At 43.6% G+C, this 16,215-nt stretch carries 15 protein-coding genes; 9 read left to right on the top strand and 6 right to left on the bottom strand.

What is annotated here, in order from left to right:
• Positions 1 to 38 precede the first annotated feature (38 nt).
• Genes K9J17_00190 through pth form a run of 3 tightly spaced genes read left to right on the top strand, consistent with a single transcriptional unit; the run spans position 39 to position 2,204 of the window.
• Positions 39 to 974, top strand: a complete 936-nt coding sequence (locus K9J17_00190) for a ribose-phosphate pyrophosphokinase (GenBank protein MCF8275123.1) — start codon at positions 39 to 41, stop codon at positions 972 to 974.
• 31 nt (positions 975 to 1,005) lie between these two features.
• A complete protein-coding gene (locus K9J17_00185; protein MCF8275122.1) occupies positions 1,006 to 1,641 on the top strand; it encodes a 50S ribosomal protein L25 in 636 nt (211 codons plus the stop codon).
• A gap of 2 nt (positions 1,642 to 1,643) precedes the next feature.
• Positions 1,644 to 2,204, top strand: a complete 561-nt coding sequence (gene pth / locus K9J17_00180) for an aminoacyl-tRNA hydrolase (GenBank protein MCF8275121.1) — start codon at positions 1,644 to 1,646, stop codon at positions 2,202 to 2,204.
• Positions 2,205 to 2,213: 9 nt separating this feature from the next.
• Here the strand turns inward: pth and K9J17_00175 are convergent, their stop codons facing one another.
• Together K9J17_00175 and K9J17_00170 are read right to left on the bottom strand one after the other, a co-directional pair.
• The gene (locus K9J17_00175) at positions 2,214 to 3,191 is read right to left on the bottom strand and encodes an SH3 domain-containing protein (GenBank protein ID MCF8275120.1); all 978 of its coding nucleotides are present in this window, start codon (positions 3,189 to 3,191) and stop codon (positions 2,214 to 2,216) included.
• A gap of 27 nt (positions 3,192 to 3,218) precedes the next feature.
• Entirely contained in the window at positions 3,219 to 4,760 is a 1,542-nt protein-coding gene (locus K9J17_00170; GenBank protein ID MCF8275119.1) for a glycine--tRNA ligase, read from the bottom strand.
• Between the two features lie 17 nt (positions 4,761 to 4,777).
• Between K9J17_00170 and K9J17_00165 the strand changes: the two genes are divergently transcribed.
• A complete protein-coding gene (locus K9J17_00165; protein MCF8275118.1) occupies positions 4,778 to 6,295 on the top strand; it encodes a DUF389 domain-containing protein in 1,518 nt (505 codons plus the stop codon).
• Here K9J17_00165 and K9J17_00160 read toward each other — a convergent pair whose 3' ends face one another.
• Complete coding sequence (locus tag K9J17_00160) at positions 6,296 to 6,748, bottom strand: RimK/LysX family protein (GenBank protein MCF8275117.1); 453 nt, start codon at positions 6,746 to 6,748, stop codon at positions 6,296 to 6,298. It lies immediately after the preceding gene.
• A 69-nt stretch (positions 6,749 to 6,817) separates the two neighbouring features.
• Between K9J17_00160 and K9J17_00155 the strand changes: the two genes are divergently transcribed.
• The 4 genes from K9J17_00155 (at position 6,818) to K9J17_00140 (ending at position 11,817) form a co-directional block, all read left to right on the top strand.
• Positions 6,818 to 7,399: a DUF3109 family protein gene (locus tag K9J17_00155; GenBank protein MCF8275116.1), complete on the top strand. Its 582-nt coding sequence runs from the start codon at positions 6,818 to 6,820 to the stop codon at positions 7,397 to 7,399.
• Positions 7,400 to 7,795: 396 nt separating this feature from the next.
• Positions 7,796 to 8,830, top strand: a complete 1,035-nt coding sequence (locus K9J17_00150; GenBank protein MCF8275115.1) for a ribonucleoside-diphosphate reductase small subunit — start codon at positions 7,796 to 7,798, stop codon at positions 8,828 to 8,830.
• Between the two features lie 46 nt (positions 8,831 to 8,876).
• Positions 8,877 to 11,366, top strand: a complete 2,490-nt coding sequence (locus K9J17_00145; GenBank protein ID MCF8275114.1) for a ribonucleoside-diphosphate reductase subunit alpha — start codon at positions 8,877 to 8,879, stop codon at positions 11,364 to 11,366.
• A 172-nt stretch (positions 11,367 to 11,538) separates the two neighbouring features.
• Positions 11,539 to 11,817 (top strand): hypothetical protein, encoded by a 279-nt coding sequence (locus K9J17_00140; GenBank protein ID MCF8275113.1) that lies wholly within the window; start codon positions 11,539 to 11,541, stop codon positions 11,815 to 11,817.
• On the opposite strand, the gene K9J17_00135 is transcribed toward K9J17_00140, so the two are convergent.
• The 3 genes from K9J17_00135 to K9J17_00125 form a co-directional block, all read right to left on the bottom strand.
• A complete protein-coding gene (locus tag K9J17_00135) occupies positions 11,814 to 12,413 on the bottom strand; it encodes a hypothetical protein (protein ID MCF8275112.1) in 600 nt (199 codons plus the stop codon). The genes K9J17_00140 and K9J17_00135 overlap by 4 nt on opposite strands.
• Positions 12,391 to 14,325, bottom strand: a complete 1,935-nt coding sequence (dxs, locus tag K9J17_00130) for a 1-deoxy-D-xylulose-5-phosphate synthase (GenBank protein ID MCF8275111.1) — start codon at positions 14,323 to 14,325, stop codon at positions 12,391 to 12,393. Before dxs ends, K9J17_00135 begins: the two co-directional genes overlap by 23 nt.
• A gap of 104 nt (positions 14,326 to 14,429) precedes the next feature.
• Positions 14,430 to 15,044, bottom strand: a complete 615-nt coding sequence (locus tag K9J17_00125; protein MCF8275110.1) for a hypothetical protein — start codon at positions 15,042 to 15,044, stop codon at positions 14,430 to 14,432.
• Positions 15,045 to 15,229: 185 nt separating this feature from the next.
• Here K9J17_00125 and K9J17_00120 point away from each other — a divergent pair, with 185 nt between their 5' ends.
• Positions 15,230 to 16,129, top strand: a complete 900-nt coding sequence (locus tag K9J17_00120) for a hypothetical protein (GenBank protein ID MCF8275109.1) — start codon at positions 15,230 to 15,232, stop codon at positions 16,127 to 16,129.
• Positions 16,130 to 16,215 lie beyond the last annotated feature (86 nt).

Here is a 16,215-nt window from a genome sequence, read left to right as displayed (position 1 = left end):
TTCCTTACTTTCGCACCCCCAAAAAACGAGCAGAAGCCATGCCTTTTAACGTCAAGCTGTTTACTGGTGAAGCCACCCAGTATCTTTCGGAGAAGATTGCCGAGAGTTATGGGCAGCCGCTGAGCAATCAGACCACATTGCGTTTCAAGGATGGTGAATTTGAGCCTTGTTTTGAAGAATCTATTCGTGGAGATGATGTTTTTATCATTCAATCCACGTTTCCTCCAGGCGATAATTTGCTTGAATTGCTTTTGATGATCGATGCTGCAAAGCGCGCATCAGCCAAAAGAATTGTTGCGGTTATCCCTTATTTCGGATGGGCTCGTCAGGACAGAAAAGTGAAGCCCCGCGTGCCAATTGGCGCCAAGTTGATGGCCGATCTTTTGGAAGCTGCTGGTGTGACTCGTGTGATGACGATGGATCTGCATGCCGATCAGATCCAGGGATTTTTTGATGTTCCAGTAGATCACCTTTTTGGGTCATACTTGTTCTTAGATCACCTTAAGAACACCATGGATCTTGAAAACTTGGTGATGGCAACACCCGATGTTGGTGGTACCAGAAGAGCAAATGCTTACGCTAAGGCGTTGAATGTTGACCTTGCCATCTGCTACAAGCAACGAAAAGTGGCCAACCAAGTGGCAGACATGACCGTTATCGGTGATGTGGAAGGAAAAGATGTTGTCCTTGTCGATGACATTATTGATACAGGAGGCACGCTTTGTAAAGCTGCCGAAATGATGTTGGAGCACGGAGCAAGAACTGTTCGGGCTTGCATCACTCATCCATTGCTTTCTGGAAATGCACACGATAACATTACCAATTCTAAATTGACTGAGTTGGTTACGACAGATACCATTCCTCTCAGACAGGAAAACAATAAGATAACGGTGCTATCCGTAGCGCCACTTTTTGCTGATGTGATCAAAAAGGCTCACAATTACGAGTCCATCAGCACCAAATTCATTTTTTAATCAAATCAATAATCAACAAAAACAATTAACAATGGAATCGATCTCAATATCAGGATCAAAAAGGAAGTCCCTCGGGAAAGCCGATGCAAAAGCCGCTAGAAACGCAGGCTTGGTTCCATGCATCGTCTACGGAGGTAAAGAAGAAGTTCACGTTCAAATTGATGAGCGTGCATTCAATAAATTGGTTTACACACCAGACCAATATATCGTCAATCTAGATGTAGATGGTGATGTGTATTCAGTAATAATGAAGGCGATTCAATATCATCCAGTTAGCGACCGGATAATTCATGTGGATTTTCAGGAATTGGCCGGACGTCCTATCAAAACAACCTTGCCTATCCTAACTAAAGGACAAGCACGTGGTGTTCTTTCAGGTGGTCGTTTGCGAGTAGTAAGAAAAAACGTAAAAGTTCAAGGTTTGCCAGATGCAATGCCTAGCGTAATTGAACTTGACATATCAGGTCTACGAATCGGAAAAGCAATCAAAATCGGTGATCTTTCTATTCCAGGAGTCACTTTCCTTGCAGATCCAGGTCAAATCATTGTTGCGGTTCGAATGAAACGTGGTGCGATGGTGGAAGACAACGATGAGGAAGAGGCTGGCACTGATGGTGCTGAGGCACCTGCCGAAGGTGGAGAAGCTCCAGCAGAAGCAGCTGAATAAATATGAAGTACCTCATTGTTGGATTGGGGAACATGGGCAGCGAGTATGCCGAAACCCGTCACAACATAGGATTTAAGATAGTGGACGCCTTGGCTAAGGCGTCCACTTCTAGTTTTAAGCCCAGCCGTTTGGGCGATATGTGCGAAGTGAAACACAAAGGCCGAACTTTTGTACTCGTAAAACCGAGCACTTACATGAATCTGAGCGGAAAAGCTGTCCAGTATTGGATGGCAGAAACAAAGGTTCCTATCGATAAGGTTCTGATAATTACAGATGATATTGCCTTGGAAACAGGCATGATCCGCATTCGGTCAAAAGGAAGCGATGGTGGTCATAACGGACTAAAAAGCATCAACCAAGTTCTTGGACGACAGGATTATCCGCGTTTGCGTTTTGGAGTAGGAAACGATTTCGGTAAAGGCCAACAAGTGGATTACGTGCTTGGCGAATGGACCAAGGAAGACCTCGACATCATCAACCCGAAAATTGAAAAAGCCGTTGAAGCCATCAAGGCTTTCGGCACCATGGAACTTGGCTTTGTGATGAGCCAGTTTAATGGTTAAGGTTTGTCTCTAATGACAGTTACACGCTGTCCACTTATCGACAAGTCCTACCAACTCGTTTCCCTTAGCTTGAGTACTTAAAAACAAATGCAAATCGTACCTAGAATTCGTTGCGCCCATAAGTACTAAATCTGGTCGCTTATCCCCATCCAAGTCTCCAAACCAATAGATCGCTGGCATACCACACTCTCCTGCATAGCTGACCGACTTTACCAACCCTTGAATAAGCGGTTCACCCCAACGATTCCGAAGTCTTAAATCATATCCAGTTATTATCGGACAATATTGAACATCCTCAACATCCCCGATAGCAATAAGATCCACCGATGTTTTGTCTGTAACCTCACATTTGTCTGTGTGCGCCCAAACAGAAATTCTTTGTCCTGGATACAGGGTCTTCTGTGAAATCCCGCCATTGAACACACTATTTACCTCAATAGAATCACGAAACCCAATCAGCAGATATGAAAACAAAGAATCCGAATATTGGGTCCTTACTCCTCCTATTTCTTCTCTTGGGTCAGAATCAACATGATTCCGTTCAAACTCAATTTCAACTGGGATAATTGTATCGTACTTAGCAAACCGGTATAAACCATACCAGAACAGGGATGGATCATAATTGATTGCAGAACAGGATGCTTGTTCTTGCATTATTCTGAAATCCTTATCCTTGACATGAGAGGAGTCTATCGGAACCAGATAGGCATCAAACACATATCCCTTTACTTCTCCATACCTGACCTTGGTCCAATTTCCAATAAGCCCGTTTATCGTATCCGCCACGTACGCAAGCCCACACAGGTCAACCAATTGCCAAAAAGGGATTTTCGCTAGGACCTCAGAACTACTGTTTGGTTCGGCTCTTAAGTTTAATCCAGTATTTGAACTGATTCGAGCTTGCTCATTGAACTCGAAGCAGACAAAATCTTGACCGAACGTAGAAGCGGAAACGAATAGAAGAAGAAAAATACGGATCAGTTTCATCAGAACTAAAGTACTGATGTCATTGCTCTAACCTATGCTTTCCAGCACCTTCTTCATTCCAACCTTCTCTTCCACTATCTGAGATAGTTTTTCAATTGGAACTCGCTCTTGAAGCATGGTATCACGGTCGCGGAGCGTGACTGAATTGTCGTTCAGCGTATCGTGGTCGATGGTGATGCAGAATGGCGTACCAATGGCATCTTGTCTGCGGTATCGTTTTCCGATACTGTCTTTCTCTTCGTAAATAATGTTGTGGTCGAAGCGTAGCTGATTGAAGATCTCCATTGCCTTTTCTGGCAATCCGTCTTTTTTCACCAGAGGAAGAATGGCCAGTTTAACTGGAGCCAGGAATGGTGGGATTTTCAACACAACACGAGATGTTCCGCCTTCCAATTCTTCTTCTTGATAAGACGCTGAAAGAACAGCCAGAACGGTTCTATCCAATCCGATAGAGGTTTCTACCACATACGGAACGTAGCTCTTGTTTTCTTCAGGGTCGAAGTACTGTAGTTTCTTGCCTGAGAATTTTTCGTGCTGAGTAAGGTCGAAATCAGTACGAGAGTGAATTCCTTCCAATTCTTTGAAACCGAATGGGAAATCGAACTCAATATCGAAAGCGGCATTGGCATAATGCGCCAATTTATCGTGTGCATGGAAACGGTATTTCTCATTTCCCAAGCCCATTGCTTCATGCCATGCTAGTCGTTTGGTTTTCCACTGTTCAAACCAATCCAACTCAGTTCCTGGCTTCACGAAGAATTGCATTTCCATTTGTTCAAACTCGCGCATTCTGAAAATGAACTGACGGGCAACAATCTCGTTTCTGAATGCCTTTCCTGTCTGCGCAATTCCGAAGGGGATCTTCATCCTTCCGGTTTTCTGCACGTTCAAGTAATTGACAAAAATTCCTTGCGCGGTCTCTGGTCGCAGATAAATGGTGCTTGCTCCTTCAGCCATAGCGCCCATTTCGGTAGCGAACATCAGGTTGAACTGACGCACTTCGGTCCAATTCTTCGAACCTGAGACAGGACAAGCAATTTCAAGGTCAATAATAATCTGACGAACATCTGCTAGATCATCGTTTTCCAACGCTTCTACAAAACGTTTTCGGATCTCTTCCTTTTTAGCCACATCTCGAAGCACGTTCGGGTTTGTAGCCATGAATTGATCTTCATCAAACGATTCACCGAAACGCTTAGCAGCTTTCACAACCTCTTTCAGGATTTTCTGGTCGATCTTGGCCATGTAATCCTCAATCAACACATCGGCTCGGTAGCGTTTCTTGCTATCCTTATTATCAATCAATGGATCGTTGAACGCATCAACGTGGCCAGATGCTTTCCAAGTAGTTGGATGCATGAAAATGGCAGCATCCAAACCAACGATATTCTCGTTCAGCTGAACCATCGCTTTCCACCAATAATCGCGGATGTTCTTCTTCAACTCAACGCCCATTTGCGCGTAATCGTAAGCTGCGCTCAGACCATCGTAAATTTCGCTGCTCTGAAAAATGAAACCGTATTCTTTACTGTGTCCGATTATATTCTTGAAAAGATCCTCGTTGTTCATCTATCTAACTTGCTGAATTGGAATGGCGTAATTTTACGGCCGCAAAGCTAGAAAAATTGAAGGGCGAGCAAGGCGAAATTCAGCACGAAATGGAAGAGAAAACCGATTCAGGGAAACAGGATAACACAAGTTCTGCCGAAGAACCCAAACTTGGAGTGAATGTGAAGTTTCTGAGAATGCTTGTTGGGCTCCGCGATTTTGCAAGAAGCACCATGTTTCTTGGAGACGACATGGATCAAGAAGGAACCATCGAAACCATTAAAAAGGACATGGTTTTCCGTGGATATGTGGTTTGGATTCTGATCTGTTCCATTTTCATTGCCAGCATCGGACTCAACCTTAATAGTACGGCCGTTATCATCGGAGCAATGCTTATCTCTCCATTGATGGCTCCGATTTTGGCCATTGGTCTTTCTGTAGGAACCAACGATTGGGAGACACTTAAACGGGCCTTGAAAAACTTTGGAGTAATGGTGGTGGTGGCTTTAATGACCTCAACCATTTATTTTCTTGTCACTCCATTGCGAGAAGCTCAACCCGAATTACTTGCCAGAACAAGTCCTACATTTCTGGATGCGCTGATTGCTATTTTCGGTGGACTTGCGGGAATAATCGGCATTTCACGAAGGACGCGAGGAAACGTAATTCCTGGAGTGGCAATTGCAACTGCGCTGATGCCACCGCTTTGCACAGCTGGTTATGGACTTGCAAATGGCGAATGGTCGTTCTTTTTCGGAGCCTTTTATCTCTTCACACTCAACTCCATTTTCATTGCGCTTTCTACGTTCATTATTGTACGGTATCTCAAATTTCCACTCGTCAGTTTTGTGAATGTCGACATCGAAAAGAAGGTAAAACGTTACATGATCGTATTTGTGATCGTGGTAATTCTACCAAGCGCTTGGATTTTCTACGGAGTAGTAAAAGAGACCCTTTTTCTAGGTAAGGCAGAAAACTTCATTGCTCAGAATCTTAGCTTCGAAGGAACCGAGATCCTCAGCAAGAAGATAACCTATACCGACACCATTTCGCGTATTGACGTATTTGTAATGGGCGAGCCAATTGCCGATCAAACACAACAGCAGTTGGAAACGATCATGCTCGAAAAAGGGCTCAAGAACACGATTCTTGCAATCCATCAACCGAAAGACATCAGTACAGACATCGCGGGGAAACTTTCGAAAGAGGTGCGCGTTGGAATTTTGGAAGATCTCTTCAAAAGAAACGAAGACCAGATCAATGCAAAGGATGCGCGGATCGCTGAGCTGGAAAGTGAAGTTGTTCAATATCAGAAAAGCTCCATTCCGTTTGAAGGGGTGAACAAGGAGATTTCAACGCTCTATCCAGCAGTAGACCGTATGGCCTATGCAGTTAGTATTGAGATGAATGGAAAGAAGCTGGACACCATTCCAACCTTTTTGTTGCGATGGAAAACAGGTGAATCCAAACTCGATATAGAAAAGAATAAGCTGGTGATGCAAGCTTGGTTAAAGCAACGGCTCGACCTTGATACGCTTCGAGTTGTGGAATTCTGATCAGTTTAGATCGTGTTGCTTTTTGGTAAACGAAAGGTCTTTCTGAGCAACATCAACCACAAATCTGTTCTTTAAGAACTTCTTTCCGATCAAAACAGGAAATCGCATCTTTTTCCGATTACTGAGCGTGAATGTGATCGGATACGTTTTCCCGAACAGAATGGCTTTCGTTTTTACAACGTAACGCGTTTCCGCAACTCCGTTTGAACTCCGAACCGTCTTCTCTTTGAACTCCGTAACCGAATGAACCGTATTGTTGAACTGCGGATGGAATCTATCAAGCACACAGAAATTCAGTGTCGGAACGCCATCAGCATCCACAACTTCCACTTTGCTGCAATGGATCGTTGAGGTAAAAGCTCCTGTGTCGATCTTGCATTCGAGTTCATAGATATCGAACTCGGGCAGATCGATCATATCCTGCGTGCCGATAACGGTCAACTTCTTTTTCATCCGTGGCGAATATATTCTATTCGGTTTACAAGCGTGCTGCATTATTATGCAAGCAATACATTTGCAGCCATGCTAGCAATTCAGAACACCTTGGTCTCGTTAGACCTTTTAGAGCAATATTTTGTGTGCGACCTTAACGCTTGTAAAGGTGCGTGTTGTGTAAAGGGCGATGCCGGAGCACCTCTGACTGACGAGGAGATCGATCTTCTGGAAAACATCACTGATGACATTCTTCCGTTCTTAGATGAAGAAGGCAAACAGATGATTGCCAAGAAAGGTGTTTTTGAGATTGATGTTGATGGAGACAAAGGAACTGCACTATTGGAGAATGGTCGCTGCGCATTTGCGCTTACGGATGAAAATGGGTTAGTAAGCTGCGGCATTGAAAAGGCTGAAAAAGCAGGTGCCATCAGTTTTAAAAAACCGATTTCCTGCCATCTCTATCCCGTAAGGATCACGGAGTATAAAGAGTACGATGCGGTTAATTACAACAAGTGGAGTATTTGCAAACCTGCGTGCGACTGCGGGTCTAAATTGAATGTTCCGCTTTTTCGTTTCTTAAAAGAGGCCTTGGTAAGGAAGTACGGAACTGCTTGGTATGAAGAACTGGAAATGATCGACCAGTTGCGGAATTCGGAAGACAAAAGATAATTACGCATTTCACGTAGCTCTTTTCGGGTAAAATTCGCGTAACATTTAAGCTAAGTTTCGCAACCAATTTTGCGTTACACTTAGCACCTTCAAACAAGCAATTCAGTGATAGCAAGGGATACAGGCGTTATTAGTTTTTATTAACGTTAGGTTAATAAGACCGATGTTAAAAACTAGCTCCGATTGTTAATTACTAAAGGTTGTCTCCGCGGTCTTTTTTCTGAAAATTTGGGGAGTGGAAGTCGTCAGGGCATAGGTTAGTTCAACCCCCTTACAACCAACGTTTTAAGAGATTTGACAATTTGAAAAAATTAGGTCGAGGACCTATAAGGGAATCTTTTCCCCTAAAAATGGCCTCTTCCAACTGTAGATAATAACTAATAAAAACACAAAAAAATGGATCAACCAACTCAGCAAACAACCAATCTGTCCGAAATTCTGCCAGAAAAAACCTCGCTGCCAGTTGAGCCAATTTTAGAATCAACAAACGACCGGTTTGTCATTTTCCCTATCCGACATAAGGAGATGTGGGCCATGTACAAGCAAGCAGAAGCTAGCTTTTGGACTGCTGAGGAAATCGACCTTCAGCAAGACATGACCGATTGGGAAAACAAACTGACCAAGGACGAACGTCACTTCATTAAACATGTGTTGGCATTCTTCGCGGCCAGCGATGGTATTGTGAATGAAAACTTAGCCATCAACTTCCTCAATGAAGTTCAATATCCAGAAGCAAGATGTTTCTACGGTTTCCAAATTGCGATTGAAAACATTCACGCAGAGACTTACTCACTGCTGATTGATACGTACATCAAAGACAACAAGGAGAAGGATTTCCTTTTCAACGCAATTGAAAACCTACCATGCGTTGCCAAAAAGGCCGATTGGGCCATGAAATGGATCGAGAACGGAAATTTCGCTCAGAGATTGGTGGCTTTTGCAGCAGTAGAAGGCATTTTCTTCTCAGGTAGTTTCTGCTCTATTTTCTGGTTGAAAAAACGAGGTCTTATGCCAGGATTGGCGTTCTCGAACGAGTTGATCTCTAGAGATGAAGGCTTGCATTGCGATTTTGCCTGTATGTTGTACAACCAGCTTCAGAACAAGCTTTCGGTTGCAGAGGTAACGGCCATTATTTCAGAAGCCGTTGAGTACGAAAAAGAATTTGTGACAGATGCTATCCCCGTTGCATTGATCGGAATGAATGCCAAACTGATGTGCGAGTACATTGAGTTTGTGGCCGATCGTTTATTGGGAGAATTGGGTTGTCCTAAAATATACAACTCAGCAAATCCGTTCGACTTCATGGAAATGATCTCACTTCAAGGAAAAACAAACTTCTTTGAAAAACGCGTTTCAGAATATCAGAAGGCAGGTGTGATGGGTAATAATGACCCAGCACAGCATTCCTTCACCACCGATGCAGATTTTTAATAGTACTGAATACAGAATTAATTAACCCGCCAAAACCCTATTCCCCATGTTTGTTGTAAAAAGAGACGGTAGAAAAGAAACCATCAAGTTTGATAAGGTTACTGCCCGTATTCAAAAACTGTGTTACGGTTTGGATCCGATCGTTGACCCGATTCCTGTTGCAATGCGTGTCATTGAAGGAATTTACGAAGGCGTTACAACCCAACAGTTGGATGAATTGGCTGCTGAAACAGCTGCTTCTTTCACAGTAAGACATCCTGATTATGCGTTGCTTGCAAGCCGAATTGCGGTTTCCAATCTCCACAAATCAACCCTTAAATCGTTCTCCAGAACGATGAAGAAATTGTACGAATACATCGATCCGAAGACAGGGGAAAAGGCTTCGCTGATTGCTGATGACGTGTACAAGATCATCGAAGAAAACGCTGCACTTCTTGATTCAACCATCATTTATGACCGCGATTTCGGATATGATTTCTTCGGTTTCAAAACCTTGGAAAGAAGTTACCTGCTCAAAACCAACGATCAGATCACAGAGCGTCCTCAGCATATGTTGATGCGTGTGGCCGTTGGTATTCATAAAGAAGATGTGAAGTCGGCCATCGAAACCTACAATCTGCTTTCAGAAAGATGGTTTACGCACGCTACTCCAACACTTTTCAACGCTGGAACACCTAAGCCGCAAATGAGCAGTTGCTTCCTGTTGCAAATGCAGGACGACAGTATCGATGGTATTTACGACACACTAAAGCAGTGCGCTAAGATTTCGCAATCTGCCGGAGGAATCGGCCTTAGCATGCACAATATCCGTGCAACAGGTTCTTACATCAAAGGCACCAATGGAACATCAAACGGAATCGTTCCGATGTTGCGAGTGTTCAACGATACAGCTCGATATGTAGATCAAGGTGGCGGCAAACGTAAAGGTTCGTTCGCTATTTACTTAGAGCCATGGCATGCTGATGTGTACGATTTCTTGGATCTGAAGAAAAACCACGGAAAAGAAGAGAACAGAGCAAGAGACCTTTTCTATGCCATGTGGATTCCAGATCTGTTCATGAAGCGAGTTGAAACTGGTGGTGATTGGTCACTTTTCTGCCCGAACGAAGCTCCGGGATTAGGAGATTGCTGGGGACCGAAATTCGAAGCGCTTTACGAAGAATATGAAAGAGAAGGTAAGGCACGTAAAGTGGTGAAAGCTCAAGATCTGTGGTTCCACATCATGGAATCTCAAATTGAGACCGGAACACCTTACATGCTCTACAAAGATGCTGCTAACAGAAAATCGAACCAGCAGAACTTAGGTACGATCAAGTCTTCGAATCTGTGTACGGAGATCATTGAATACACCGCACCAGACGAAGTTGCGGTTTGTAATCTCGCTTCTATCGCGCTTCCGAAATTTGTTACTTCAGAAGGTGAATTCGACCATCAGAAATTGTTCGACATCACTTACGTGGCTACTCGGAATCTAAATAAGATCATTGATCGCAACTACTATCCGGTAATCGAAGCACGCAATTCAAACATGCGTCATCGTCCAATCGGTCTTGGCGTTCAAGGTTTGGCTGATGCCTTCATCAAATTGCGTTTGCCATTCGATTCTGAAGAGGCCAAACAACTTAACAAGGACATCTTCGAAACGATCTATTACGCAGCGATGACCTGTTCGAAAGATCAAGCAAAGGAATTCGGACATTATGAAAGCTATCCTGGATCACCTGTTTCTCAAGGTATTTTCCAATATGATATGTGGGGCGTTACTCCAACCAATCGTTGGGAATGGGATGTTTTGAAAGAAGAAGTGAAGAAATACGGTGTACGCAACTCGTTGCTCGTAGCTCCAATGCCAACGGCTTCCACTTCGCAGATTCTTGGGAACAACGAATGTTTTGAGCCTTACCACTCAAACATCTACACAAGACGAGTTCTTTCTGGAGAGTTCGTGGTTGTGAACAAGCATCTTCTTAAAGATCTTGTGAAATTGGGTCTGTGGAATGATGACATGAAGAATAAACTGATTGCTGCCAACGGCTCTGTTCAGAACATTGAAGAGATTCCAGCAAACATCCGTCAGCTTTACAGAACCATCTGGGAGCTAAGTATGAAAGACATTATCGATATGGCTGCAGACCGCGGTGCCTTCATCGATCAAAGTCAAAGCTTGAACCTCTTTATGCAGAACCCGAATTTCGGAAAGCTTACGTCCATGCACTTTTATGCTTGGAAAGCAGGTCTGAAAACCGGAATGTACTATTTGAGAACTCAAGCCGCGGCATCTGCAATTCAGTTCACGGTCAGCAAAGAGGCTAAGACCGAGCCAACTGCCAACACCACAGAAAATAGATCAACAGAGGAAATGAGTAAAGCACCAGCTAGTCCGGTTGCAGCGAAACCTGCAGAGTTGGCAACGCCTGTGATGATAACACGACCTAGTGCTTCTTCTAATGTTCAACCAACGAATATGGTAGAAGCTCAGGCTCAGATAACTTGTTCTTTAGATAATCCGGAAGGATGTGAAATGTGTGGAAGCTGATCTGCCAAGAATAACGCTTCTAGTTAAGGCCCTTGTCGAATGACAGGGGCTTTTTTTGTTTGAAAGGGGATTCGTTTTATTCGGTCTGGTTGAGAATCGTCTATGATCTTTACCGATATTATACTTCCTTCTGCATTATTACATTTGTAGAAAGATTCGAAAGAAGGACACTATGGAACAAAAAAATGTGGACCAAATTGAGCAACTGGAGGAATCGTTAAAAGAGATTCGTCTTTCGTTGAAGAAGAATGTTTCAGCCGTACGGACGCTTGAAGCTCAGTTAAGGAAGTTGAGCAATTCATTGGTAAGAAGCGACTCTCCTAAGGAACGAAAAGTAAAAACGAAATCGGTCGCTACTAAGCAGAATAAATTGCAACAAGAACTGAATTCGCTCCCGTTACAAGAGCGTCAGCAATTTCTTGAACGGCTTAAATCAGGTGCCGAAAATTAACGGCCTTTCCGATTAGGATTATTCCACGTGCGGCCTATGCTTATACCTGCGTGTGGTAAGAAGTACGGCTTGTCTTGAAACACGTCCATACCAATAATTGGCGTGAACGTGGCTCGGAGAAAGAACGTTTCGCCCCATTCATTCGGTTTAGCATGAAACCGATAGCCAACTGAAGGACAAAGAAAGATTCTTGTTGGCGGATTCGTCAGGTAAAAACCTTCTCCAAAACCAACTCCTGGGTCAAAATCTATTCTGAATAGAGCAGCCATTCCTGCTTCTAAGCGGTGTTTTTTATTGCCAAATGTCAGATTACCTCCAACAGGGAAATGAATGAGTTTATCTGCTCTGCCAAATGGAATATATTCGAGACCAACTCTAGCGAACAGCGCCAATTTGTTCTTGCTTAATAGAAGCCGTTCATAATTTACCGTGTAGTAATACCCAGCACCGCCAAACTCAACATACAATACGTGGTTGTTCGTTCCCTTGTCGGCACCAACGGCCAATCTCTGCGAAAACGATCTTGTGGTGCCAAGGCATGCAACCAACAGGATCAGTGAAGCTCTAAGCAACTTAGCTAGCAGCTGCTTTTTCATTGAGTCCGACAAGTTTAGTAGCTGCTTCAACGATATCGTTATGGTAATAACCACACTCAACGTGAAGTTCTTTTTGCGAACCATGATCGATAAAACGGTCAGGAATACCCAAACGTTGCACTTGCGATGCATAGCCGTTATCTGCCATGAATTCAATGATGGCACTACCGAAACCGCCTGTTAGGCAACCATCTTCAATCGTAATAACCTTATTGAATTTTTGAAACACATCATGCAACATCTCCTCATCCAATGGTTTGGCGAAACGCATGTCATAATGCGCAATAGAAATTCCTCGCGCGATCAATTCCCTGTTTGCATCAATCACATAATTCCCTACATGACCGAAACTGAGCACGGCCAAGTCTGTGCCGTCTGCTATTTTTCTTCCTTTCCCAACTTCAATCTGTTGGAATGGAGTTTCCCATTCTTCCAACACACCATTACCGCGAGGATAACGAATTGACCAAACACCTGCATCTTCCAATTGAGAGGAGTACATCATATTGCGCAATTCCTCTTCATTCATAGGTGATGCGACCTTGATGTTTGGTATGCAACGCATGTAGGCAATATCAAAAGCACCATGATGAGTAGCACCGTCAGCGCCAACAAGTCCGCCTCTATCAAGGCAGAAAACGACATTCAGGTTCTGCAGGGCTACATCATGAATAACCTGATCATAGGCTCGTTGCATGAATGTTGAGTAAATATTGCAGAATGGCACCAAACCTTGCGTGGCCATTCCTGCTGAGAACGTGACAGCATGCTGCTCTGCAATTCCTACATCGAAAGCACGGTCAGGCATTGCTTTCATCATGATATTCAGCGAGCAGCCAGAAGGCATGGCCGGAGTGACACCTACGATCTTTTCGTTCATTTTGGCCAACTCAACCATAGTGTTCCCAAAAACATCCTGATATCTGGCAGGTTCTGGTTGTTCTGGTTTTACCTTCTTTATTTCTCCAGTGTCCTTATTAAAAAGACCTGGTGCATGCCATTTGGTCTGATCTTGTTCCGCCAACTCATAACCCTTGCCTTTAACGGTAAGGCAGTGTAGAATCTTAGGACCAGGAATGTCTTTCAGATCCTTCATCACACGAACCATATGGTTCACATCATGCCCATCAATTGGGCCGAAATACCTGAAATTGAGCGACTCAAAAAGATTGCTTTGCTTGAGAAGTGTACTCTTAATTCCATTCTCAATCTTGGAAGCGATTTCCTGTGCATTCGGACCGAATTTGCTGATCATACCAAGCAAATTCCAAACCTCATCTCTCACCTTATTGTAGGTAGGCGAAGTAGTAATATCGGTGAGATATTCTTTCAGTGCACCAACGTTTGGGTCGATGCTCATGCAGTTGTCGTTCAGAATGACCAAAAGATTGGCATTCTCTACGCCAGCATGGTTCAAGGCTTCAAATGCCATCCCGCCAGTCATAGCACCATCGCCAATTACAGCTATGTGTTGCTTCCGGGCATCTCCATTGTGTCTTGAACCGACAGCCATTCCGAGCGCGGCTGAGATGGATGTGCTAGAGTGACCAACGCCAAAAGTATCGTATTCGCTTTCTTTCCTTTTAGGGAAACCGCTTATGCCATTATACTTTCTGTTTGTGTGAAAATTATCTCTCCTTCCCGTAATGATCTTGTGGCCATAAGCTTGATGGCCAACGTCCCACACCAATTGATCGCTCGGTGTATTGAATACATAATGAATAGCAGTGGTCATTTCAACAACGCCAAGGCTGGCACCAAAATGACCGCCATTTACAGACACCACATCTATAATGTACTGTCGGAGTTCAGCACAAAACTGTTCCAACTGGTCTTCCTTTAGTTTTCTAAGGTCGGCCGGAACGTTTACTTTGGATAACAATTCTCCAGGAACATACTTCTTATCCTCCATTGAAGTGGTTAAAAGATAAGCGGCAAAGATAGCCAATTAGAAAAAGCTGGATTTGAGAACTTTCTGTAACAATTGCCAACGAATGCAAATTGGGCGAAAGACACTCAAGCACAGGCTACAGTTGCTATGTAAAGGCGCGCCACGCCAGCTTCCAACAGGCATTTCCCTGCTGCCTCCAGTGTAGCGCCAGTGGTTACCACATCATCTACCAGCAGCACATTTTTGCCTTTGAGATCGTAGCGCTTGCTAATCTTAAACACTTGTTTCACATTTTCAACGCGTTCAAATCTTGCTTTTTTGGTTTGGCTTTTTGAAGCCACTGTTCGCGTTAATGCTCGGCTCTGCACTTTTAAACCTAGCACATCACCCATTCCGTTTGCGATGTGCGCACTCTGATTGTATCCTCTACGCATTTCCTTGCTTGGATGGAGTGGAACAGGTACGATTAGATCGGCATCGCTAAACCATTTCTTTTCTTTCAGAATAACCGCAAAGCTCCTTCCTAACTCTACTCCGATCCCTGTCTTATTCTCGTATTTCAGCCGATGCAACATCTTTTGGGTAGGCGAAAGTTTAATGAAATGAAGAAATGAACATGCCGAATTGACCTTTATCCGTCCCCAAAACAATTTTTCAACCGGGTTTACATCATAGTCCCAATAATATGTTTTTGGAAGCTTGGTCAAGCATGGTAAACAGAGGTTTTGTTCGTGTTTCATGAGATGGGAATTGCAGCCACCGCAAATTCGCGGATAGAACAATTCTATCACATCGTTTACGATTGAAATCACCCTGTCGAATAAATGTTGCAAAGCCTGAAACCGTTGTTACTAAAGGGTTTCAAGTTACTTGAATTTTATACTTTAGCGCACAAACCTATTAGCACTAACCACTTCGACCGATAATGGAAGACAAGGAAAAAACCCAAAGCAATCGCGTATTTCTCATCTTGGCAGTTATTCTACTATTGTTGTCCGGTGTTCTCGGCTGGCAACTGTTTGAACAAAAAGCTGCTAATGACCAACTTACGGTTGAAAAACAACAGTTGACGGTGGAGCGAGATGAGCTTACCGCTGAGTTGGACGAACTTCTTGGGAAATACTCTGGTCTAGAAGAAGAAAATGGCCAGTTATCAGAAGAGTTGGAGCAACAGCGTCAACAGATTCTTGCGTTGAAAGCTGACGTGGAGAAATATAAGGGCGATGCTGGAAAATTGGCATGGTATAGAAGTCAGCTAAAAGCCATGAATGAAAAATACGAGAGCATGGAAGCCAAGTATGACAGTCTTTATGCAGCGCACGACTCTCTTCAAGGCCAATATGGAAACTTAGAAGGCGAATTCACAAAACAGACTGGACTGAATAAGGAACTCACAAATGAGAACATGAATTTGGCTAATAAAGTGGCGATGGGTTCTGTTCTTACTGCGTATCAGATCACTGTAGAAGGAGTTCGAGGCAAGAAGGATAAAGTGAATAATAAAGGCGACAAAGTTGAGAAGCTTAGAACTTGTTTCACGCTAAGCGAAAACCCTATCACTAAACCTGGAACCAAGACAATCTACGTTAGAATTGTTGGTCCAGACGGTAAGGTTTTGACTTCAGGCCGAGGCGAAGAGTTTGAATTCGAAGGCGGAATGATGACTTACAGTCAATCTAAAGACGTGGAGTATGCAAATAAACAAGTTCCGGATATCTGTATGTACTACGTTGCACCTTCTTCAGGATTTGAAGCTGGAAAACACACCGTGGAGATATATGTTGATAATGCTTTGATAGGAACTGCGTCTGTACTATTCAGATAGAATTCACAGATTTGAGAATTAGTGAAAAAGGCCCCGATTCGGGGCCTTTTTTATGTATTTACTTTCCGACAGGAGACAGATCGGTC

The organism is Flavobacteriales bacterium (genome assembly GCA_021739695.1).
Lineage (GTDB): Bacteria > Bacteroidota > Bacteroidia > UBA10329 > UBA10329 > UBA10329.
This window is presented reverse-complemented; position numbering and strand designations above follow the sequence as displayed.